Raw genomic sequence first — 21,949 nt, forward strand, 5'->3', positions numbered from 1 at the left:
AATAATTCCAAGTTGCTCAAAATACATCCAGTATATTGGTAAACTCTTTTGAATGGCCTCATCATAAAAAGGTAGAACCTCTTTGATCATTTCAAAATCCAGAGTGTACCCACGCAGCTCCGTAAATAAATTAAAGCTATCGAAGAAGGAGTCTGCAGCAAAGTCGCTTAACTTCTTCTTCCAAATAGTTGCAAGTTGTCCAAGTAGGTCAGCTTTTCTTTTTAAAACAATTTCACTATCTATTTCCTTCAAAAGATCTGAGGAGAACTTTGAAATTGTTATCACTTCAGCGCGAGAAGGGTCCGAAATTTTAGATCGCAATGAATCCGCGGCCATAGGATGGGGACAGATCACTACAACTTTTTCTTCAGAATTTTCCAAGAAGTCGAAGTTATAAATTTCACTAGATTTTTTATATAAATATACGCTCAGCACAAGATTTTCCCCATGACACAACAAGTCTCATCGTGTTAAAGATTTGAGAAGTAATCATAGCAAAAAAAGGTTAAAAGCATAATGATAGATGACAGTAGATTATATAGTTTTTTAGATTCCGAAAATAACTTCACAGTTCACTTCCTTGATGGACAGAAGCTTATTCATGACCTCGCAATTATTCATGATGTTAAATCTAAAGGATTTGCTTACTTTAGAGATTCTATACTTACTGCACAAAATTTAATTTCGACACTTAAGTCTGGTGAGGGTCTTGGTCTCTTTATTGACTCGGCCGATCCTTATTTTAAATTAAAAATTGAAATGAATTTTGCAGGAAGAATGAGAACTCTTCTTATGCCAGAAAATTTTAATTCTTTCCCAGACAAAATAACAGGTACTTGTAGGCTTTCTAAGGTTTTTCCTAACAACCCTTCTCCCTACACTTCCGTCATAGAGTTAAATAATATTGGATTTCATGAGGTTGTGAACAAGATTCTTAAAGACTCTTACCAGCTTAAGGCCGATATTTACATAAGTGAAGATTCAGACCAGAGTGTGATGATTCAACAACTACCTAAATCAAACGTAAATAAAGAAGAAGTTGAAACAACTCAACTTACTCCCAAAGAATATTGGATAAAATCACAAAAACACATTCAAGATTTATTTTCTCAATCAACAACTAAACAAGAAGTTATTCAAAAACATTTTGAAGATCTTGGGCACACTTTCCTAGGTAGTAAGCTTGTTGAGTTTAAGTGTAATTGTTCGAGAGAAAGAATGGTTCAATCTATCTCTTCTCTTTGTATGTCATCTGGGATTGATGATGTTTTTGAAAGTAAAGATGAGCTAGAGGCTAAATGTGACTACTGTAAAACCTACTACCTCATCACAAAGGACGAGGTAATAAACAGCGCTCTCTAGAGCTTTATATAATCTAGAGGTATCTTTTGTTCTTCAGGAGACCATAAAAATCTCTTGAAGATTTCACTTTCATCAAATAGGCCACAGAAATTCTCAGCTCCTGCTCCATCTGACAGGACAGGAGACATTAGAGAGTTTCTCTTATAGAGCACATAGCTTCCCTTTTGATCAAAACTCTCCCACTGCTTTCCTCTTCTAGGTAGTTCAATATTTCGACCACCAGAACCAGTGAGAACGACTAGTGTTTCTCTATTTTTACTGGCCTCATTTAAAAAGTATCCATAAAGCTTCTCAATACTTCCAACTCTCTCTCTCAAGTTTTCTATATCTTTTCTTTGTATTGAGTTTTCAAGACTAAAATCTCTTACTATCAACATACTTCGAATAGAGCTTTTCATAAGATTCTTATGCATTTCAACAGCATTATTATAAAGAGTGGCGTAACATATTCCGGCCTTACAGCTTCTATCGTAGAGAACTTCCCCATCTATAAAGTCCATTTTCTCTTGAAAATGAAACCTTTTTGCTGATTCATTAGAAGTATCAGTCATTTTCCAAAGACTCATTTTTTCTGAGATTTTATTTTTTTCTGACTTACATTTCCACGCATTAACTAGTGACTGTTTATCGCTTACACCATTTTCAAGAGCGCTAACTTTAAACCCTATATTGTGAAAATACTCCCATAGCGGCTGGTTCTCATAGTCACTACACTGACCCGAAATATTCTTTGTTCCAAATGACTGGGAAAGAAATCCTTCTGTTGAATTTGGTCTCAGCTCATATAGGTTAAAGTTCCACATTTTTCCCATACAGGCCGACTTTTCAAATGAAGTCTTCTCTTCGACAACAGAGCGAGTGAATTTGGATAACGCAAAATGCTCTTCAGTAAGACCTGCAACTTGAATCCAGATAATTCTCTTAGGCTTTGAATTAAAATGGTGTGTTTTCAATCCTATCGTTTCAACCTTAGAGCAAGAAGCGACAATAAGCATAAATAAAGTAACAATAATATTTTTAAGCATTCTTATCCTCAAATAAGTAAATTCCCATAGCAAAAGAAATGGTAACTAGAGCTACCATTATAGCGGAGTTTTCAAAAAAACCCGATAGAAGCAATGGCCAGGAAAAAAACGCACTCGCTAAACTCCTTTTAAGAAATAAAATCGAAAGCCCAGCTAGAGTGTATACGTATAGTGGCTCTACGTGATTTGAAAGAGTAAAAAATATTACTATAAATAAAAATGGTATTTTCTTAATTGCTCTCTTTTTCTGTTTGAGTGAATTATCATCTAACTGAGCAATCAATTGTGGATAGACTAAGTAAGCAATAAATCCACCCAATGACGTGACAGAAAGGTTCAACGCAACATTAGGGTCTAAGTTAAGAAGAGGAACGATCAAAAAGAGTAGAAGAGTCAGATACTCAAGCTGTCTATATTCTTTCCAATTTTTGTTTTTTAGGAATAGTTTGATTGAAAAAAACAATAATAATACTATATTAATACTTATGATCTTGGATTCTAATAGTGTTTTAATCAACTTTTATCCCTACAGCCCGCCATATTTATCGAAATGGCCTATGTACCTAAAATTTCTCATTCATTTATTACCCTAAATCAACTATTCTATTTAGGAAACTGAAAAGAAAATTGATTAGCTTAATCACTCTAGGAGAAGAGTTATGGACGCAACTATGGCAACACGCGAAATTCTGTGGAACATCCCCCCGTCATTTAAAACGGCGATGTATGTTTTATTTTTTGCAAGTCTCGCCTACATGGCCAAAGGGTTTTATGACAAGATGTTATTTGTCACTGCTGGCGAAGGTTTTAAGGGGCTAAAGAAATTACTTCCAGAAAAACTAAACTGGGGCGCATTCTTTAAGACAGCATTATTAACAGGAAAAGTTCCTAGATCTAAAGATGTTAAAATCTTTCACGGACTGATCTTTTGGGGATTCTTTATTCTATGGATTGCTACCGACTTAGTTGCCATTCATTATGATACTCCTTTTAAAATATTTAAAGGGCCACTATATATTGTAGTTTCTTTTGCTGCCGACTTCGCAGGACTAATGGTTCTAGCAGGTATCGCAATGGCATTTAAGAGAAGATATATAAATAAACCAGAATATCTTTCGTCAACAAAGCCAAAACAAGAATTATTCATGTACGGTATGCTTTCAGCTCTTGTAATCATTGGTTACTTAATTGAAGGGATAAGAATTCTTGGAACAGGAATGCCAGAAGGTGAAAGAACTTGGGCACCAATTGGTTGGTGTTTAGCGAGCCTATTCCAAACATTTAATATTGGTGATGGAGCACTTGCTACAACGTATAGAGTTCTTTGGTTCCTACACATGGCAAATACAATGGCATTTATTGCAAGTATTGGTCATTCAAAGTTTGCCCATATTTTCTTATTACCTTTTCAAGCTCTCGTTACTCCACCAAGAAGAGGAGCCGTCTTAGAGCCAATGGACTTTGAGGACGAGACTGCTGAAACATTTGGTCTAGGTAGGCTATCAGAATTAACAGCAAAAAATAGATTAGACTTACTAACTTGTGTTGAGTGTGGAAGGTGTACAAATGTTTGTCCTGCCCTAAATGCAGGCAAGAATCTAAATCCAAAAACAATCATCACGAAGGCCAGAGATTTTGTTCAAGAAGTTGAGGCCAAGGGTGAAAAAGACGCAGATATCTGGGAGAACCCACTATACGCCTCTAATGAGCTAGATGCATGTACAACTTGTGGTGCTTGTATGGAAGAGTGTCCAGCAAATATTGAGCACGTAGACATCATTATGGAAGCTAAGAGATATAAAACTCTTACTCTAGGTGATATTCCACCAGCTGCTGCTGACGCTGTAAATAAAGTTAGAAACAACGGAAACCCATGGGGAATCACACAAGATGATAGGTTCAACTGGGCAGATGGAATGGATGTTCCAGTCATAGAAGCCGGTAAGAAAGTTGATTTCTTATACTATGTTGGTTGTGCTGGATCTTATGATGCTAATAATCAAAAAGTTGTTCAAGATACTGTAAAGCTTCTTACAAAAGCAGGAGTTAGTTTCGCAGTAATGGGGAAAACTGAAAAATGTAATGGTGACCCAATAAGAAGATTTGGTGATGAGTATTCATTCTACGAAATTGCAATTGAGAACATCGCCAATATGAACCAGTATGATTTTGATAAAGTCGTTACTCATTGTCCTCACTGTCTTCATACAATTGGAAAAGAGTATGGAAAGTTCGACGATGGTGAATTTGAAACAGTTCACCACACTGAATTACTGGCGGAATTGATCAGAAGTGGTAAACTAAAACCAGAGAAAAAGCTTAATGAAGAGCTTACATTCCACGATCCTTGTTATTTAGGTCGTCATCATGGCGAATACAATGCTCCAAGAGAAATACTTAAAGCTTCAGGAGCAAGTATTAAAGAAATGGAGATGAATAAAGATAAGGCAATGTGCTGTGGAATGGGTGGTGGAAACATGTGGTATGAGCTTCCAGAAGGTGGTCACCTTGCTGAGAAGAGGCTTGAGCAAATTGGAGAAACAAAAGCTCCAAAACTAGCGACGGCTTGTTCATATTGCATGATTAACTTTCACTCATCAAAGAATGAGAAGACTAATACTGATGCAGTTGAAATCGAAGATGTTGCCTCAATTTTGGCAAAAACAGTTTTATAAAATAATTCTTTGCCTGGGGCTTATGTCCCAGGCTTATATATTTCCTACTTACTCACAAGAAGACCTAGAAGCTAAGATTGAAACAACTCCTGGTATTATAGAGTCTTTACTAGAAATAATAGACATTGAAAAAACTCAGTACTCAGCTCTTATAAAAGAAGCCGAGACCAAGAGTTTACTTATTACAGACGATAATCAAGTTAAAGAGATTAAACTTGATCCCTTCTTTGTAAAGTCCCTTCTCCTAAATAGTGAAAACAGATATTTAAATTTTCTAAAAGATCAAAAAGATGAATGTAGACTTATTTCACTCTTTCAAAATAATTTAATTAAGACCTCAAGAGGTCTAGTGAATAGAGTTATTGTAAATTACATTGATAAAGATAATGAAAGAAAACGAGCACTTTTAACTAGAAGTAATTTTTTAGAATTATATTTTAAAAAGAAATGTATTAACAATAAAGAGCTCGGTAAGCTATTTGAAACACCTAATCTTTCTAAGACGATGAAGAATATAAATCTTCTAACTCCAACAACAGAGAATCAATGTATTCAAATTTTAAATGACTGGCAAAAAAATCCAAACACTCCCTTTCTTTGTGGATTACATGAAACGATAAGCCGAGGAGAGAAAGCTAAGACTATCCTTCCAGCTCTGAGTACAATACAGAGAAATAGAAGATCCGTTCTTCAATCAAGAATCAATACGGCAGAAAGACTTATTCCTCAAGTACCTTACTTCCAAAGAACTTACCTCAAAAATCTTTGTGAAAATATCGATAATCAGAAAAACTTTTGTGATAAATACTTAGCAAAAGATATATGGTCACAAGTTGCAACAGGAGAGAAGCCTGATTATCTTTTAAAGTTTAAGTGTAAAAATGTCTTAGGAAAAAAGAATATTACTAAGAATGATTTAAGAAAATGTGCCTTAAAGTTTAAAAATGAGCCAAAATACTGTCTATCAAACGGTAATAAGAATCATCTTTCAACCTATCCACTAGAAAATTGTAATGACCTATCGGACTCTTATAACAATTCTCAATTAGTAACAAAATACCACGACTGCCCTGGATCAGTAGACAATGAAGGAATAGTAAATACTCATAGACTCCTAAGTCACTTTAGGAAATCTGAGTACTCATCAACTGAATTCACATGTGCTTCTGAGGCTAATCTAACTTTTGCAAACTTAAATATTAAAGCTAACAACTCAAATGGATGGCCTCTGAAAATTTGCTTTAAAAACTTAGCAACAGAACTAAAAGAGTGCTATCCATATGTTCCAGGAGCATCAAGAAACACTAACCTATCTGAAGACCTAGTTATCTCTAAAATAATAAAGAAAACAGAGAGGACTCCTTTTGATGTTAAGTGTAAATTGGTCAACTCGAATATCTATAACCCAAACAGGCTTGGTTACAAGACAGGCTGTCATATTGTATATGATCCAAGTAATTGTACATCTATTCATTGTCCAAAAAATATTTACTTTGAAACGAAACTAATTGATTACTTATTATATGAAGGCAAAGTATTATATGACTATTTCCCAACTTCATTCTCTAATGAGAAATATGCTACTTCCAATCTAATCAACGATTCTCTAAAGAAAGAATCTAAATTAATACGAAACCTGACTGCTCTAAAGTTCTTCTTTCAAAATACAAAGACAGGTATTATCCACGGTATTGGTTGCGCAGAAGACTTATATCCAAATATTTTTCAAAGAATATCAATGAATGAATGTAAACCTGTTCCCTTCATTATTGATGGCATCATACAGGATAAAGATAAAACGACTTTAGTATTTAGAGGAGCAATATCAGATATTCATACACCAAGAAATATAGCTTGGAATATGATTTTCAATGCTGTTGCAAACTATAAAGAACTTCACCCTCTAGAAACATGGACTCTTTATGGTATTAAGTAAGTATATTGTTCTATTCTTTCTACTTATTACAAGTGTAAGTGCTGAGGTAAAATTACCTGAGATTTCGACCAAACAAGCAACTAACAATCTTAGATTCATCTCTAAAGATGGTAAATTCTCTTATTATCAAAGAAGATCTGGGAGCTTACTTCTATCTACGAACTACAATGTAGAAGAAGTATTAAAAGGAAAAGAAGGCTCACAATACAAGGTCACTTCAAGCCCAAGTCAAAAGTTTCAACTTATTGAGCAAAATGAAAACTTTCACACCTATCTGAGTATAAGAAAATTAAATAATATATACATTTCAAACTATGGTGAGAAAAAAATTCGAAAAATAGGAGAAGGCGTAGATGCCCGTCTACACTTAAATGATTCCTGGGTATCTTTTTTCAATCCATATAAAATGATTATAAGTTTTATAGGACTAAGAAACCTTGGATCTTCTTTTGAAATAAAGCTACAAAATACTAAAAACCCCTACTTTATACCTCAAAGAGTAATGCTTAATGATAAGTCTGTATTATTCACAGACTTAAACGGAAATGCAATTTCAGGACTTATTGAATTTAATCGAAATACAGGAAAGAGTGATCTCCTACTTAAAGCTGAAAATGAATACTCAAAATATGAACTGTGCACACACAAAGAAAAACTCTATATTGGCTCATTTGGAATAAGATCTGTCTCAAAATATTCGTCAATCACTCAATACTCTCGAAAGAACTTTCAAATATCAAAGGGAAGTATCATTTACGATAGTAAGTACAATGATAGAGGATCAATCATATGTAACAGCTCAGATGATAATATTTACTTTATTCAAAATACTAAAGGAATAAATGGAGAAGAAAGCTACGAGGCAGCCTCTCTAGACCCTAAAACTAAAAAAGTAAGTACATTGAGTAACTTTAAATGGGTCAGCTCTATTATTAATATGGATGATAGATTAATCCTTCCCTATCATGGAAAATTCTATTTAATGAATCCCGAAAAAGTACAAAAAACAAATGACTCACTCTTAAACAAGAACAAGGGTGCCAAATGAGAATTCTAACTGTTTTATTATTTTTCATATCAAGCACTCTAGCAACTGACTTTAGAGATGCTTACAAAGGTAAAATCAACTTAAATATTACAGATATGCCTAGTGAATACAGAATCCTAATCAATTCAATTAATCACTACCCTTTAAGTAGAGAAGATAAAGATGAGCTACTTACAAGTATTGTTATAAGTGATACATTCTTCAGTAAAATCCCAAAAAGAGAACTCTTCATTCTATCTAAAATGGAGATCTATAAAACGGTATTATCTTATTTCAATACTTCTGAATATAGACCGTTAAGAATTGACCAAAAAACAATCAATGAACTTACAGAGATAGCCAAAGATTCCAGCAATGATTTACACCCTTTCCCTCGCTGGATCCTAAAGGCGGTAATTAAAGATTTAAAAATTATTATAAAATATAAATATTATCAAACATACTTAACTCAAAAGGCGCAGAGTAAAAGATTACAAAATATTGAGTTATTAAAACTAGATAAGAAAATCACACTTTTAATCCCATGGGTTAGGACTTTTAAGCTTTCCACGGCTGAAGAAATAAACCTTCTCTTAAGGCCTTTGCATTTTAAAACAATAAATAGACTAGCATTTCTTTCTAAAACAATTTACCAAACAACTAGCTTTGAAAAAATGCCTATGCTCTCAAACCTAGACAACTTAAAAATGTTTAAATACTCAAGAGAATTAACAAATCAAGAGTCTACGCTCAAAAAAATTGATGATGTTCTAGGAAATATAAAACTCTTTCCAACTAAGGACGAAAATAATACCGAAATACCCAACTTGCCAGAACCATCAAATGATTGGGTTCCAGAAGACGATATGACTCCTCTTAAAGTAAAAAAAGAAGACCTCTTCCCTAAACCAGATCCGAAGTATACAAAGCCAGAAACACTTCCAGAGCCAGTGAATGACTGGTTATTAGATATTTAAAACATCCACTTAACTAGTAACTTTAAATTATTCTCTACTGGAGCACCCTCTATTCCATACTTTCGACTCCAGTACTGATACTCCATTCCTAGGTATGCAATATCAGCATGACCATAAGCTTTTCCAACATCATAAGCTAACTGTTGTCCTGTATGCCAATGAGAGGTGACATATGAATTATCAGATCTACTCCCCTCACTATTGAAAACAATATCAATATAAGCGCTATAGTAGAGAGAGAGTTTCTTTGAAATATCTAGAGGAAGGTTATAAGCAATTGTTGTCTGTAAACTTGTACCCTTAGAATCGAGATTGTCTCTTAGGTATAGATTTACTTGAAAAAATTTAAAGAGAGGGATATTTAAATCAACCCCTGCACCAATTAGTCTTGATCTCGTCGCTACAGAGCTTTTTCCATGCTCAAACGTTGTACTTAACAAGACGTCTTTAACGAATCGTTCATTACTATAGAAATTAAATATTTTTCCAAAACTAAGTCTTGGAGACCACTCTCCATAGATAGCAGTCTTACTTGAATCATCAGATGACTGAGGATCAGTCACATCAAACCAAAAAAAGTTATCTCCATACTCCCAACCCCCAGCATGCTCAAACGTGTATTCAATTCGATTATTGTCACCTAGCTCAAAATTTGATCCATTTAAATAACTTAATGAAGTACTAGACCACTCATACGAGAGGGCCATTTGAGAGAATAAACAGTAAATGGCGACAAATCTTATAAATATTTTCACTCTAACTCCTTAATTTTTTTATTCTTTATTATATAGCTATTATCTATTTATATGGAGTTTTCTTTCCACAATAAAGAACGCATAGCGACGTGTACTATTCTTGGCTACTTTGCCTAGCAAATGATTTCTCTAGCGTACCTCTTATGTTATAGTTTCAGCATTTTTAAGAGTAAATTTACTAATGGGAAGTCTAATTATGTCTGCTGATGAAACAAGCAATATTTCTACCACTTATTCACCAAACGAAGTTGAGAACAAGTGGTATAAGACCTGGGAAGATGGGAAATACTTTAAGCCAAGACCAGGAAAAACTGGAGAGAGCTACTGTATAATAATGCCACCACCTAATGTCACAGGAAGGCTTCATGCTGGGCACGCTCTAGATGTAACAAATCAAGACACCCTAATTAGATGGAAAAGAATGAAGGGATTTGAATCTCTATGGCTTCCAGGAATGGATCATGCAGGTATTGCCACTCAATCAGTAGTAGAAAAACAAGTACAAGCTGAAGAGGGAAAAACTAGACACGACTTTTCTCGTGAAGATTTTCTTAAAAAGATTTGGAAATGGAAGGATGAATACGGCGGAATTATCGCTCAACAGCAAAAGACAATGGGTGCGTCACCAGACTGGGACTATTCCATGTTCACAATGGATCCAGAGGCAAACGAAGCCGTCAGAAAAGTATTCGTAACACTTTATAACGAAAAACTAATCTATCAATCTGACTACATCATCAACTGGGACACGGTCCTTCAATCTGCGATCTCTGACGCTGAAGTTGAGCACAAAGAAGTCAAGGGTGCCTTTTACCATATTAACTACGCAGTAAAAGACAGTGATATAAAATTAGAAATTGCGACAACAAGACCTGAGACACTCTTAGGAGATACAGCTGTAGCAGTAAACCCTAATGATGAAAGATTTGCTCACTTAATTGGAAAAACGGCAATCGTTCCAATCTCTAATAGAGAAGTTCCTATTCTTGGTGACGAGTATGTAGATATTGAAAAAGGAACTGGTTGTTTAAAAGTAACTCCTGGCCATGACTTCAATGACTTTGAAATTGGAAAAAGACATAACTTAGAAATTATCAATATCTTAAATAAAGACGGAACACTTAGTGAGACAACTGGTGAGTTTAAAGGTCTGACAACTAAGAAGGCCAGAAAGCTTGTGGTTGAAAAACTTAAAGAGATCGGTGCTTATGTAAAAGAGATTGAGCATGTTCACCAAGTAGGTCATGGAGATAGATCAAAGTCTGTTATTGAACCAATGGTTTCTAAACAATGGTTTCTAGATGTTCAAGACATGTCTAGAGAAGCTCTTGAGTTGGTTCAAAATGGAGATACTAAATTCTTTCCAAAGCAGTGGGAAAACACTTACTACTCATGGTTAAAAGAGCCAAGAAACTGGTGTCTTTCACGCCAGTTATGGTGGGGTCATCAAATTCCAGTATTTAACTGTGGTGATTGTTCACACCAGTGGGCCAGTGAAACTGATGAGACTAGCTGTTCAAAATGTAATAGCGATAATATTACTCAGGACCCTGATGTACTAGATACATGGTTCTCATCTGGACTATGGCCTATGACGACACTTGGTTGGCCAAATAAAGAGAGAATGCAGGAGAGAGGGTACGATAAGTTCTTCCCTACTTCATGCCTAGTTACTGGTTTTGATATTATATTCTTCTGGGTTGCTAGAATGATGATGATGTCTAAGAAAGTTACTGGAGAGAAACCATTTAGTGATATTTATATTCATGCATTAGTTAGAGATAAACTTGGCAGAAAGATGAGTAAGTCTCTAGGTAATGGTCTAGATCCATTAGAGACTGTTGAGGAGTATGGAGCTGATGCTTTTAGATTCACACTGGCAGCAGGTTCTGGTTACAATAGAGGTTTAAACCTAGATCCTGAAAGAATTAGTGGGTATAGAAACTTCATTAATAAAATTTGGAATGCATTTAGATTTATCTCTCCATTTTTAGAAAAAGGTGAATCAACTCTACCTACAGACTTAGACCAGCAGGAGAAGTGGATCCTATCTGAGCTAAATGAAGTAACTAAGATTATGAATGACTCTATGGAAGAATATAGATTTGATGACTCTTGTTCGGCGATCTATGGATTTGTTTACGATAAGTTTTGTTCTTGGTTTATTGAGCTTTCAAAAAATGTACTTCATGGAGATGATGAAGCTGCAATGATTAGAAGAGCGTCAGTTCTTAAGTACTCTTATAGACAAATTGTGACTCTACTACACCCTATTACACCATTTATAACTGAAGAGCTTTGGAGTCATCTAAAAGATAAGGACGAAGACTTACTCATTATCCAGGACTACCCTGAGTTTGATAAGAGTTTATCATTTGATAAAGATCAAGACATGATGAATAAGTTTATCGAAGTTGTAACTTCACTTAGAAACTTACGATCTTCTCTGAACCTAAAACCAAAAGAAGAGATAAGTGCCTCTTTATTTACAGATCAAGCTGATCTACTAGAGTTCTTTAAAAGTACAGAGAAAGGATTTGCAGATCTTGCAAAAGTAAAATCATTAACAGTACAAGATAAAAATGCACAGAAGCCAACAAAGTCTGTAATGAAGGCAACAACGCATACAGAAGTATTCATCCCACTAGATGGATCGATTGACTTAACAGAGCAAATTAAAAAGCTTGAAAAAGATCTTTTAAAAACAGAAAAAGAAATAGAGAAGCTTGATAAAAAGCTATCTAACGAAAAGTTTATTTCTAATGCAAAAGATGAAGTTATTGCAAAAGTTAAGGAAGAACATAAAGACTTAACAGAAAAAAAGTCTTCAATTGTAGAAAATTTAGAAAATTTTAAATCATAATTTCATAACGTCATGGATGAGGTCTAACACTTCGTCCATGACTCTAATCTCTTTCTTCTTTCCATCTTTAAATATTTCAACAACATCATTATCTTCTGTAATGATAAGATCCTCTACACTTGAAAAATAATTTGAATGAATTCTCGTATAGCTATCTTCAGAGAACAAGAAGGCCCTTTTCTCAAAGAATATACAAGCATGAGCTAAAGACTTATCATCAGTGATCACATATTCAGATTTCTTAATTAATTCAGGAAGAAAGCTCTGTCCTTCCACTTCACCTTGTATAATTAGTTCTACTTTTAGATTTTCATCAGATTTAAATTCTTGCCAAAGACTAAGATTCTTCATATCCCAAATAACTGCAATTCCACTCTCCATTAGGAGTAAGAACTCTTTCCATAGTTCAAAGTCTTTATCTGTATTTTTTAGTAAGAAGAAGTTTGGCTTTTCTGTCTCAAATAATTGATGAACATTACTCTCGGCTTGATTATCTTCAGACTCAGGTAACTTATAGAAGAAATCATTCATCTCTTTATCTAATACTGTATTTAAATAGTTTATAGAGATTGAATCAAGTGCTGCCGAGCTAGCGGCAATATCCATCTTCTTAGTATATAAGAGACGTTTTCCCCCAGAGTTTTCACCAACTCTATTCTTTGCTCTAAAGCAAAATCCCGTTAGTGCTCCTTTATAATCAAATGAGAAATCGAAGAAGTGATCAATATTAAATACATCAGTGACGTTTACTGCAAACTTGTGAATCCCTACAATTGTATTTAAATCTGCAGGAAGAGGATAAATTCTAACCTTGTGCGGAAGAAGTTCCAAGACGTCCTCAAGTCCCTTATCAATTATGACATTCACTTCTGCGTCTGGAAAAAGCTCATTCAATTTAATAAAAAAAGGAAATAAAGAAACAACCTTGTCTCTATCTCTTGGACCTTGAATTAAAAATTTCGTTTTCAAATTTTGAGCTCATTTTCTTTACTATAAAAAAGTACAGAGTAATAGATAACAGCAAAAGGTAGAATAAATAGATTCAGAATTGGCATAGAGATTAACCCCATAAAAACACACCCAGTTAACAAATATGTTAAAAAGGACTTTCTTAAGCTATTTATACATTCACTAAAACTTAGCTCTTTTCTTGACCACGAGTAATCAAGAAATGAAATTGCTAACAATAACGCTGAAACACAAAACGCAATTGGAGGAAAGAATAGGCCTAAAATAAATGAGAGAACCGACAAGACAAGAATGAAAGAAATCTTCTTTGATTCATTCACTAATACAGTGAGAATTCGTTTAAAGAATTTCTCAGTATTAAAATCGGGAGATACTTCACCAAGTAATCTCTTTTCTACTCTCCCAGATATAATGTCATTAAATGGTGATGAGATAATTGAAACAAATAAAACAAATGTCCAGCTCACTAAGAAGTATAGAATGACTGTTAAAATGGCCGTAAATATCCATGCGACATAGCTGAGCCATTCACTATTTCCAACTTTTTCAGCAACTAGATTCTTTCCCCAATCTAAGAGATCAACATAGAAAAGGTTACCAATATAGTAGTAAGCTATAATACCGATTAGCACGGGGATAAATGAGAGTAGAAGGATTACCTTGTCTTCTTTTAATAAGCTTAAAGACTTATGTATTGCTTTAACTGGTCTAGTCATAGTTTTTCCCAATGATTTGGATTTTTAAATTTAAATGAATAGAGTTCATTATAATCATCAATGGTACTCTTTTCAGGAATTTTTCTAATTATTTTCTTAAATTTTTCCCAGCTCAGATACTTATAAAGAAGCTCGGTCTCTACATTCTTTTTCTCGCATATATCTAGCTTTCTCTTTGCCTTGCGGATCATTCCCTCTGCGCCATTTAAGTTACCATCTAAATAGTGATAGAGAGAGGTGGCCACTTGGATGACTACCCAATAGACATAGCGCGCATCGTCACCGTAATCAGCAAGCCAGAGGTCTTCTATCTCCTCATGGCACTCCCAAAACTTATCTTCATTATAAAGAGATATTCCTGTTTTCAGTAAGTTAAGGTGCTCTTCGGTAAATTGTCCGTAATAATACTTTGTTTCCATTCAATCATTATAAAAAGCATACTCATTTGTTACAAGGTGAATTTCATGAACACAAAAGGCCTAAGAAATGATAAATAATTATATATGCATTAATTAAGGAGACCCAATGGAAAAGCTAGGAAGAACTTTAGTTCCTGACTATTTAAAAGACTTAAAAGTATATCAAGCAGGAAAGCCAATTGATGAGGTTGCTAGAGAGAAAGGTCTTAAAAAGATTTCAAAGTTAGCGAGTAATGAAAACCCTCTAGGTCCATCTCCTTTTGCTATTAAAGAAATGACTGGGGGTCTTTGGGAGCTGCATAGATATCCAGACATGCATGCATACCAATTAAAGAAATCTCTATGTGATCTCTATAACCTAAAACCAGGAAATATAATTCTAGGAAATGGAAGTGAAGGTATTATGGCCTATATTGCAAGGGCATTCCTTCAACCAGGAGATGAAGTATTAACATGTGATAATACTTTTATAGGGTTTTATATTTTAGCTAGAAGTGTCGGTGCAAATTTAAAGAAAGTACCTCTTACTAGTGACTACCGTTTTGATGTAGAGGCACTTGCAAAGTCAATTACAGATAAAACGAAGGCCATCTATATTGCCAATCCAAACAACCCTACTGGAACTTATATTACCAAAAAAGAATTTGATTACCTTATGGAATATGTTCCAGACCATGTCATTGTTCTTTTAGATGAAGCATACTTCGAATTTGCTCAACACTGTGATGATTATCCTGATTCTATGGATTACCGTTACGACAATGTCATTACTTTAAGAACGTTCTCTAAGGCCTATGGTCTTTCAGGTATTAGAGTTGGTTACGGGTTTGCTCACGATGAATTAATCTCAAACTTAAGTAAAGTAAAACTTCCTTTTGAACCAAACCTCATTGGACAACTAGGGGCCAGAGGAGCACTAAGTGATACTCCTCATTTAAATAGAACACTAAAAAATAATACCAAACGATATGATGAAACTTTTGAGTTTTTGAAGAAACATGATTTTAATCCAATCAAATCAATCACAAACTTTATCACTTATAAAACAGGTTCACTTGAAGCAAGTGAGTGGATGTATGAAAACCTTTTAAACGAAGGTGTGATTATTCGTCCTTTAAAGGCAAATGAAATGCCTGACTATGTAAGAGTTTCCCTTGGAAACAAGGAAGAAATGCAGCATTACTTTGAAGCGATGGAAAAAATCCTTCCAAAGTACAACGAACTATTTGGGAGAGCTTAATTATGAAAATTTGTCATTATAGAAATAATTTAATTCCTGGAGGGAAGACAAGACTAGGAATATTAGACGAGAATGAAGGGATCATTATTGATCCAAACTTTGTATGGGCATGTGACTATGAGAGAGAGGGACGTTTCAACCCTTATGAACGTGCTGATAGAACTCTTCCTAGCTCACTCTTTGAAGTTTTAAACTTCTGTGATGATCCTCTTGATGCTCTTCAAGAAAGTTACGGACTCTTTCAATTTTTAAAACTTGTTGGAGACCTAAAACTTAAAGATGGAACACCTACATTTTTCAAGCTTGATGATGAAAGTATATCGCTAGCGAAACCACTAGATAAGATTGCTACTTACAGAGACTTTTACGCGCACGAAAAACATGTTGCAAAAGGTTTTGAGAAGAGAAATGAGCCGATTCCAGAAGCTTGGTATGAAATACCTGCTTACTATAAAGGATCCACTCATGGATTCATAGGCCCAGAAGAAGAAGTTCTCTGGCCTGGTTACACTAATATCTTAGACTACGAACTAGAGCTTGGGATGGTTGTTGGAAAAGAGGGAATCAATATCAAGGAAGAGGATGCTTTAAAGCATATCTTTGGATTCACAATTTTAAATGACATCTCAGCAAGAGATATTCAAAAGAAAGAAATGGCCATTAGACTTGGGCCTGCGAAAGGAAAAGACTTCTGCTCAATTATTGGTCCTGTGATAACGACTATTGATGAGTTCGATGATATTGAGCCAGACCTACTAATGACGGCGACTGTTAATGGACAGGAATGGTCTCGAGGACAGTCAGGAGATTCTCATTTCTCTTTTGCCCAAATGATTACTCATGTATCTCAAGATGAATGGGTTCTCCCTGGAGATCTCTTTGGGTCAGGAACAGTTGGTACCGGTTGTGGTCTAGAGATTGATAAATGGATTCAACCTGGTGATGAAATTGAATTATTTGTTGAAGGTATTGGAAGTCTAAAAAATAAAATAGGACATAAGAATGGAAAGCTTTAAATCAAGCGGCATATTTTCAAAACAGGCCCATGTAAAAATCCCTGAAGGACTCTACGAAGAAGAGCATGGTAGGAAAGGTTTTTTTGGAAGAGTAAGCCAAATCTATCATGAGAATCCTCCAGTGAACTGGACTAATATTGAGGGCGATCTAAAACCTAGATGTCAAAAGCCAATGTTTGGGGATCACTTAGAAGTTAACTACTTCCAGCCGATTCTTCTAAACAATGACGTTACGATCAGTATCGCACACTACACTGTAAGCTTTGACTGTTTTTTTAGAAATGCCGACTTTGATGAGCTGTATTTTATACATGACGGAGAAGGGTGCTTTGAAACAATCTATGGCCACCTTACTTATAAGAAGGGTGACTATGTCACAATTCCAAGAGGAACTACTTATAAACTATTTGTTAAAAGCGCCACAAAGATTTTTAAAATAGAATCTAACTCTGAGTTTGAACAACCAGACAGAGGAATGCTTGGACCAAATGCCCTCTATGATCAAACAGTTATTGAGACTCCACAAAGTGCTCTTGGTTCAGAGCAAGACCTAGAAGAATATAAGGTTGAAATAAAAAGGCTCGGTAAGATAACGACAATAACTTACCCATTTAATCCTCTAGATGCAAAGGGATGGAAAGGATCAGTATACCCTTCTAAGCTTTCGATTTATGATATCTGCCCAGTGATGTCTCACAAATACCATATCCCTCCTTCGGGACATACGACTTATGTCTGTAGAAACTTTGTTGTATGCTCATTTGTTGAAAGGCCACTTGAAGATTCTAAACATGGAGTCTTAAGAGTTCCTTTTTATCACTCAAATATTGATTATGATGAAGTTCTCTTCTATCACCAAGGTGAATTCTTTAGCAGAGATAATATAGATGCTGGTGCCTTAACTTTTCACCCACAAGGTATTCATCACGGACCTCACCCTAAAGCATTTAACAGTGTAGATGATAAAACCCATACTGATGAATATGCTGTGATGGTTGATACGAGATATCCATTAGAGCAGACAGAGTGGTTTAAAAGTAACGAAGTAAAGGACTACTGGAAAAGTTGGATGTAAACAAAGGATTAAATATGAAAATGAAAAGTTTTGATACGAATGGTGAGTTCACAAATAATTATAAATTTCTAATAGGGTCTATACTTCCAAGACCAATCGCTGTTATTTCAACAGTAAATGATAATGGAACTAATAATGTCGCTCCCTTCTCATTTTTTACAGCAGTCAGCGCTAAGCCAATGATCATTGCATTTTCTCCAATGATAAAGAGCTCAAATGGACAAATGAAAGATACTCCTAAAAATATTTTTAGAGAGAAAGAGTTTGTTGTTAATTTTGTAAGTGAAGAGATTATCGATCAAATAAATACAACATCTATAGAGCTACCATATGGAGAGGATGAATTTAAACTCTCTGGCTTAACTCCCCTAGATTCAGAGCTGATTAAGGCCAAGAGAATTCTTGAAAGTAAAATTCAATTTGAATGTATTTATAGAGATCATCTAAGCTATGGTGATGAGCCAGGTTGTGGTCAAATTATTACAGGAGAAGTTATTAAGGTTCACATTAGTGAAGATCTTCTAGATTCAGGAAGAATTGTAACTGAAAAGTTTAAACCTGTTGGTAGAGGCGCCGGTAATGATTGGATCCTATGCGATCACCTTATACAGCGTGAAAGATTAATGAAGACACAAATTCAAAATTAGTTTCAATAACTTGAGGAATAACCTACATTTTTCCTCAAGTTTTTTTCGTCCCACCCGATATATAGGGCATGAAAGTAAATCAATCGACACAAGAAAAATTAAGAGAAATCAACAAGGCCGGCTCAGTAGCTGCTAAAACTAAAATCACAATGGATGCTGTTGAAAAAAATGCTAGAGAATCCAATGCTAAGATGAAAACTCCATCTAAGTATATTCAGCAAATGGCCTCTGCATTTAATAAGCTAAATATTTTCTAAAAAAAAGGCCCACAATAAAGTGGGCCCAGTATAATTAGAAATTTCTTTATAATTATTTTACTTTAATTTCTTCTTTGATCTTTTCAAAAGTTTTCTCTTCTCTAATTGCATACATTAAGTTTCCTTTAAGTTTTGCATCAGAACCGTAGTAACTTTTAATTTGCTCAGCTTCCATTCCAGAACCTGCAGCCATTTCTTCAATCTTTGCATCAAAGTCAGAATCACTAGCTTCAACATTGTATTTCTTAGCAAGGTTATCAAGGATAAGACCTGAACGAACTTGGAAAGTTGCTTTCTCAGAAAGATCTCCGGCCCATTTTTCAAAGTACTCACCTAGCATTTGCTCGTTGAATCCTTGTCCTTTAAGGTTTCTTGATAGATCTTCTTTAAGGCTAGCTTCTTGTTGAGAAACTAAAGAAGCTGGAACATCAAACTTATTTGCTTCGATTAGCTTTTCAAGGATTTCTTGGTGTAGCTTCTCAGAAACTTCTCTTTCTTTTTGGCTAAATAGGTTCGCTTTTGTTTTAGTTTTGAAATCTTCTACTGACTCAAAACCAAATTCTTTTGCTAGTTCATCAGTAAATTCTGGGAACATTTTTTGCTTAATTTCAAGCAGTTCAGTTTCAAACTTAACTTTTGCATCTTTAAGCTCTTCAACGTGGTAATCAGTTGGGAAAGAAAGCTCGATAACTTTTTTCTCACCTTTCTTCATACCAATCATTTTATCTTCAAAACCTGGAATGAATTGACCTGAACCAATTTCAAGAAGAAATTCTTCACCTTTCATATTCTCAGGCTTTTCACCATCTTCTTTTTCACCTTGGAAGTTAATAACTGCAAAGTGACCAGTCTCAAGCTTTACATCTTCTTCGATCTCTTTCATTTCTGCTTTAGAACCAAGGTAATTCTTTTCCATTGCAGTAACATCTTCATCAGATACAGCAACTGTATCTTTAGCTACAGTAATCTTATCAAGACCTTTAACTTCTACAGTAGGAAAAATTTCAACTAGGGCATCAAACTTAACTGACTTACCTTCGTCATAATTCATATTTTCAAAAGTTGGGTATCCAACTATTCTTAATTCTTCTTTTTGAACAGCATCAAAGAATTGGTTTTGAACAAATTGATTAAGAGCTTCAGACTCAATTTGTGGTCCGTGAACTTGCTCAACCATACTTAAAGGAGCTTTTCCTTTTCTAAAACCTTTTAATGAAGTTGTTTTTTGTTTTTGCTTAACTGCTTTTTTGATTTCTGCAGTCAAATCTAAAGTTTCAAAATTAAAAACTAGTTTCTTTGTACAATCATTAATCGTTTCTACTGTATAAGACATATCTTTACCCCGCACAACAAGTTGCATCATTTTTGTTAAATTTATTGCAGCTGAAAATATCGAAATTGACCCCAAAAGTCAATGAAAGTGACCTATTAGAGGAGGCTTTTAGCTCTTGTTTATAGAAGGGATTTAGTAATTTACTTCACAGAGAAATAAACCCTGAGCTGGAGCAACGGCGGCCAACTTCTTTCCACTAGGCCGAGTCAGGGCAGCCCTTAAGTCTTCTACAGTGACCTTTCCCTCACCAATATTCCAAATAGTTGAAACCATTAGTCTAACCATTTGTTTTAAAAAGCCACTTCCCTTCACCTCAAAGACTAGGTACTCGGGATAAACACTTCCTAAGAATCCAGATGGTGACTCCTCATAGATTGAACATTCAAAAATAGTTCTAACTGTTGAGCTGACCTTGGTACCTGTTGTAAAAAAATCGGCAAAGTCATGCTCACCAACGAATTCCCTACAGGCTGACTTCATTTTATCAATATCTAGATCACGCGAAAGAAATGTTATCATATCAGCAGTCAGAGCATCATTTCTCTTACCTAGACTAAATATGTACCTATAGGTCTTATCTTTTGCACCAAAGGTTGGGTGAAACTCATCACTAGAGTCCACGCAAGACAGACATTCAATATCAGGAGGTAATATAGAATTTAAAGCTTTAGCTAAAGAATCTGCAGCAATCTTTAGAGGTATTCTCACTCGAACATATTGAGACAGAGCATGCACTCCAGAGTCTGTTCTCCCAGAGCCAATTGAATGAATTTCATCAGATTTAGATATAACTGATAGGGCCTTTTCTAATTGGCCCTGAATAGTCATAACTGTATGAGTCTGTTTTTGCCATCCTTGGTAGCGAGTTCCTTTATATTTGATCTTTAATTTATAAAAATTCAAACGTAAAACCTAACCCATAAGATGTACCACTTATCTCTATATCCTCATCACCAAACCCTGAATAACTCTGAGTTCTCATAATCAAATCTATAGACATAAAGCTAACCTCGTGGCTCGTATAGTACTCAAAGCCAGTATCAGTAGACATATAACTTAAGTTAAATTTGACCTTACCTTCAGCAGCGTAACCAAATCCAACTTGTTTTTTTTCTTTATCTTTATCTCCACTATCTCTATCACTTCTATTTTGAATTAGCCCCATTGCACTAGGGCCTCCAGCGAAAGATAGCTTCATAAAATGACCTACAGGTATTTCAATCAAGAGCCTGAGGTCTAAAGGTAGTGAATAAAGATTGAAACTTGTATTACTAACCGTTCCATCCTCTGCAAAAATACCTTTTCCTGTAGAATACCCAACACCGATTCCACCACCGTAGCCGAGGTTTATATACCCCTTGTAGAGAAAACTATCTCTTGTGATATGAAGAGAGCCACCCTTAGCTCCAGAGTCAGAATTAAAAGTTCTCTCATACACTCCTCGAGTATCCACATAATCAAAGTTATTTTGGACAAACTCAAAAGCGAGAGATGATTTAGACTTATCTCGAATTTTGGCTAGAATCTCTTCATTGGTATAAGAGAGGTATTCATCAGACTTCAACCCACTAAATGGAGCACCTGAATTGAATTGAGTAGAAAGACCATTACCAGAAACTGTCTTTCCATAATTACTTCCACCTGGAACTAAAGGAGA

General features: G+C 34.9%; 21 protein-coding genes. 11 read left to right on the forward strand and 10 right to left on the reverse strand.

All coding sequences use genetic code 11. The annotated features are described in order from the left end of the window. On the reverse strand, nucleotides 1–435 hold a 435-nt coding region (locus tag ABX784_RS08480), incomplete at its 3' end, for a hypothetical protein (RefSeq protein WP_372654591.1). An 81-nt stretch (nucleotides 436–516) separates the two neighbouring features. Here ABX784_RS08480 and ABX784_RS08485 point away from each other — a divergent pair. Beyond that, nucleotides 517–1,362 (forward strand): Hsp33 family molecular chaperone HslO, encoded by an 846-nt coding sequence (locus ABX784_RS08485; RefSeq protein ID WP_372654592.1) that lies wholly within the window; start codon nucleotides 517–519, stop codon nucleotides 1,360–1,362. On the opposite strand, the gene ABX784_RS08490 is transcribed toward ABX784_RS08485, so the two are convergent. Together ABX784_RS08490 and ABX784_RS08495 are read right to left on the reverse strand one after the other, a co-directional pair. Beyond that, nucleotides 1,359–2,387 (reverse strand): hypothetical protein, encoded by a 1,029-nt coding sequence (locus tag ABX784_RS08490; RefSeq protein ID WP_372654593.1) that lies wholly within the window; start codon nucleotides 2,385–2,387, stop codon nucleotides 1,359–1,361. The genes ABX784_RS08485 and ABX784_RS08490 overlap by 4 nt on opposite strands. After that, nucleotides 2,380–2,904, reverse strand: a complete 525-nt coding sequence (locus tag ABX784_RS08495) for a hypothetical protein (RefSeq protein ID WP_372654594.1) — start codon at nucleotides 2,902–2,904, stop codon at nucleotides 2,380–2,382. The genes ABX784_RS08490 and ABX784_RS08495 overlap by 8 nt, the downstream gene beginning before the upstream one ends. A 142-nt stretch (nucleotides 2,905–3,046) precedes the next feature. On the opposite strand from ABX784_RS08495, the gene ABX784_RS08500 reads away from it, so the two are divergent. From ABX784_RS08500 to ABX784_RS08515, 4 genes are read left to right on the forward strand one after another with little or no spacing between them, the layout of a single operon-like run. Then, nucleotides 3,047–5,062 carry a heterodisulfide reductase-related iron-sulfur binding cluster gene (locus tag ABX784_RS08500; RefSeq protein WP_372654595.1) on the forward strand — a complete coding sequence of 672 codons (2,016 nt, stop codon included), beginning with the start codon at nucleotides 3,047–3,049 and terminating at the stop codon, nucleotides 5,060–5,062. 22 nt (nucleotides 5,063–5,084) lie between these two features. Further along, entirely contained in the window at nucleotides 5,085–6,998 is a 1,914-nt protein-coding gene (locus ABX784_RS08505) for a hypothetical protein (RefSeq protein WP_372654596.1), read from the forward strand. After that, a complete protein-coding gene (locus tag ABX784_RS08510) occupies nucleotides 6,985–8,046 on the forward strand; it encodes a hypothetical protein (protein WP_372654597.1) in 1,062 nt (353 codons plus the stop codon). Before ABX784_RS08505 ends, ABX784_RS08510 begins: the two co-directional genes overlap by 14 nt. After that, the gene (locus ABX784_RS08515; RefSeq protein ID WP_372654598.1) at nucleotides 8,043–9,002 is read left to right on the forward strand and encodes a hypothetical protein; all 960 of its coding nucleotides are present in this window, start codon (nucleotides 8,043–8,045) and stop codon (nucleotides 9,000–9,002) included. The genes ABX784_RS08510 and ABX784_RS08515 overlap by 4 nt, the downstream gene beginning before the upstream one ends. Here ABX784_RS08515 and ABX784_RS08520 read toward each other — a convergent pair. Then, nucleotides 8,999–9,757, reverse strand: a complete 759-nt coding sequence (locus ABX784_RS08520; protein WP_372654599.1) for a hypothetical protein — start codon at nucleotides 9,755–9,757, stop codon at nucleotides 8,999–9,001. The genes ABX784_RS08515 and ABX784_RS08520 overlap by 4 nt on opposite strands. Before the next feature lie 181 nt (nucleotides 9,758–9,938). Between ABX784_RS08520 and ABX784_RS08525 the strand changes: the two genes are divergently transcribed. Then, nucleotides 9,939–12,620, forward strand: coding sequence for a valine--tRNA ligase (locus ABX784_RS08525; RefSeq protein ID WP_372654600.1), 2,682 nt, complete (start codon nucleotides 9,939–9,941; stop codon nucleotides 12,618–12,620). Here the strand turns inward: ABX784_RS08525 and ABX784_RS08530 are convergent. The 3 genes from ABX784_RS08530 to ABX784_RS08540 are packed head-to-tail and all read right to left on the reverse strand — an operon-like array spanning nucleotide 12,615 to nucleotide 14,724. Further along, complete coding sequence (locus ABX784_RS08530) at nucleotides 12,615–13,589, reverse strand: glycosyltransferase family 9 protein (RefSeq protein ID WP_372654601.1); 975 nt, start codon at nucleotides 13,587–13,589, stop codon at nucleotides 12,615–12,617. The two genes, ABX784_RS08525 and ABX784_RS08530, sit on opposite strands and share 6 nt — an antisense overlap. Beyond that, on the reverse strand, nucleotides 13,586–14,305 hold the full coding sequence (locus tag ABX784_RS08535; protein ID WP_372654602.1) for an EI24 domain-containing protein: 720 nt from the start codon (nucleotides 14,303–14,305) through the stop codon (nucleotides 13,586–13,588). Before ABX784_RS08535 ends, ABX784_RS08530 begins: the two co-directional genes overlap by 4 nt. Then, on the reverse strand, nucleotides 14,302–14,724 hold the full coding sequence (locus tag ABX784_RS08540) for a DUF309 domain-containing protein (RefSeq protein ID WP_372654603.1): 423 nt from the start codon (nucleotides 14,722–14,724) through the stop codon (nucleotides 14,302–14,304). The genes ABX784_RS08535 and ABX784_RS08540 overlap by 4 nt, the downstream gene beginning before the upstream one ends. A 106-nt stretch (nucleotides 14,725–14,830) precedes the next feature. Here ABX784_RS08540 and hisC point away from each other — a divergent pair, with 106 nt between their 5' ends. The 5 genes from hisC to ABX784_RS08565 all read left to right on the forward strand — a co-directional run bounded on the left by hisC (nucleotide 14,831) and on the right by ABX784_RS08565 (nucleotide 18,959). Continuing rightward, nucleotides 14,831–15,964: a histidinol-phosphate transaminase gene (gene hisC / locus ABX784_RS08545; RefSeq protein WP_372654604.1), complete on the forward strand. Its 1,134-nt coding sequence runs from the start codon at nucleotides 14,831–14,833 to the stop codon at nucleotides 15,962–15,964. Nucleotides 15,965–15,966: 2 nt separating this feature from the next. Then, nucleotides 15,967–16,980 (forward strand): fumarylacetoacetate hydrolase family protein, encoded by a 1,014-nt coding sequence (locus ABX784_RS08550; protein WP_372654605.1) that lies wholly within the window; start codon nucleotides 15,967–15,969, stop codon nucleotides 16,978–16,980. After that, nucleotides 16,967–18,055, forward strand: coding sequence for a homogentisate 1,2-dioxygenase (locus ABX784_RS08555; RefSeq protein ID WP_372654606.1), 1,089 nt, complete (start codon nucleotides 16,967–16,969; stop codon nucleotides 18,053–18,055). Before ABX784_RS08550 ends, ABX784_RS08555 begins: the two co-directional genes overlap by 14 nt. Before the next feature lie 14 nt (nucleotides 18,056–18,069). Then, nucleotides 18,070–18,702 carry a flavin reductase family protein gene (locus ABX784_RS08560; RefSeq protein ID WP_372654607.1) on the forward strand — a complete coding sequence of 211 codons (633 nt, stop codon included), beginning with the start codon at nucleotides 18,070–18,072 and terminating at the stop codon, nucleotides 18,700–18,702. Nucleotides 18,703–18,770: 68 nt separating this feature from the next. Further along, nucleotides 18,771–18,959: a hypothetical protein gene (locus ABX784_RS08565; RefSeq protein ID WP_372654608.1), complete on the forward strand. Its 189-nt coding sequence runs from the start codon at nucleotides 18,771–18,773 to the stop codon at nucleotides 18,957–18,959. A gap of 52 nt (nucleotides 18,960–19,011) precedes the next feature. On the opposite strand, the gene tig is transcribed toward ABX784_RS08565, so the two are convergent. The 3 genes from tig to ABX784_RS08580 all read right to left on the reverse strand — a co-directional run. Then, nucleotides 19,012–20,292 (reverse strand): trigger factor, encoded by a 1,281-nt coding sequence (gene tig / locus ABX784_RS08570; RefSeq protein ID WP_372654609.1) that lies wholly within the window; start codon nucleotides 20,290–20,292, stop codon nucleotides 19,012–19,014. Nucleotides 20,293–20,424: 132 nt separating this feature from the next. Next, on the reverse strand, nucleotides 20,425–21,195 hold the full coding sequence (truA, locus tag ABX784_RS08575) for a tRNA pseudouridine(38-40) synthase TruA (protein WP_372654610.1): 771 nt from the start codon (nucleotides 21,193–21,195) through the stop codon (nucleotides 20,425–20,427). Continuing rightward, nucleotides 21,182–21,949: hypothetical protein (locus ABX784_RS08580; protein WP_372654611.1), on the reverse strand; the 768-nt coding region annotated here is incomplete at its 5' end. The genes ABX784_RS08580 and truA, both read right to left, overlap by 14 nt.

The sequence above is a fragment of the Halobacteriovorax sp. genome (assembly GCF_041587335.1).
GTDB lineage: Bacteria > Bdellovibrionota > Bacteriovoracia > Bacteriovoracales > Bacteriovoracaceae > Halobacteriovorax.

Bases quoted from the DNA above. Each gene is read 5' to 3' on its own strand.
- ABX784_RS08490 (WP_372654593.1), bottom strand. From the start codon at position 2,387: ATGCTTAAAAATATTATTGTTACTTTATTTATGCTTATTGTCGCTTCT.
- ABX784_RS08510 (WP_372654597.1), top strand. From the start codon at position 6,985: ATGGTATTAAGTAAGTATATTGTTCTATTCTTTCTACTTATTACAAGT.
- tig (WP_372654609.1), bottom strand. From the start codon at position 20,292: ATGTCTTATACAGTAGAAACGATTAATGATTGTACAAAGAAACTAGTT.
- hisC (WP_372654604.1), top strand. From the start codon at position 14,831: ATGGAAAAGCTAGGAAGAACTTTAGTTCCTGACTATTTAAAAGACTTA.
- ABX784_RS08565 (WP_372654608.1), top strand. From the start codon at position 18,771: ATGAAAGTAAATCAATCGACACAAGAAAAATTAAGAGAAATCAACAAG.
- ABX784_RS08485 (WP_372654592.1), top strand. From the start codon at position 517: ATGATAGATGACAGTAGATTATATAGTTTTTTAGATTCCGAAAATAAC.
- ABX784_RS08560 (WP_372654607.1), top strand. From the start codon at position 18,070: ATGAAAATGAAAAGTTTTGATACGAATGGTGAGTTCACAAATAATTAT.
- ABX784_RS08505 (WP_372654596.1), top strand. From the start codon at position 5,085: ATGTCCCAGGCTTATATATTTCCTACTTACTCACAAGAAGACCTAGAA.
- ABX784_RS08515 (WP_372654598.1), top strand. From the start codon at position 8,043: ATGAGAATTCTAACTGTTTTATTATTTTTCATATCAAGCACTCTAGCA.
- ABX784_RS08535 (WP_372654602.1), bottom strand. From the start codon at position 14,305: ATGACTAGACCAGTTAAAGCAATACATAAGTCTTTAAGCTTATTAAAA.
- ABX784_RS08550 (WP_372654605.1), top strand. From the start codon at position 15,967: ATGAAAATTTGTCATTATAGAAATAATTTAATTCCTGGAGGGAAGACA.
- ABX784_RS08500 (WP_372654595.1), top strand. From the start codon at position 3,047: ATGGACGCAACTATGGCAACACGCGAAATTCTGTGGAACATCCCCCCG.
- ABX784_RS08540 (WP_372654603.1), bottom strand. From the start codon at position 14,724: ATGGAAACAAAGTATTATTACGGACAATTTACCGAAGAGCACCTTAAC.
- ABX784_RS08525 (WP_372654600.1), top strand. From the start codon at position 9,939: ATGGGAAGTCTAATTATGTCTGCTGATGAAACAAGCAATATTTCTACC.
- ABX784_RS08555 (WP_372654606.1), top strand. From the start codon at position 16,967: ATGGAAAGCTTTAAATCAAGCGGCATATTTTCAAAACAGGCCCATGTA.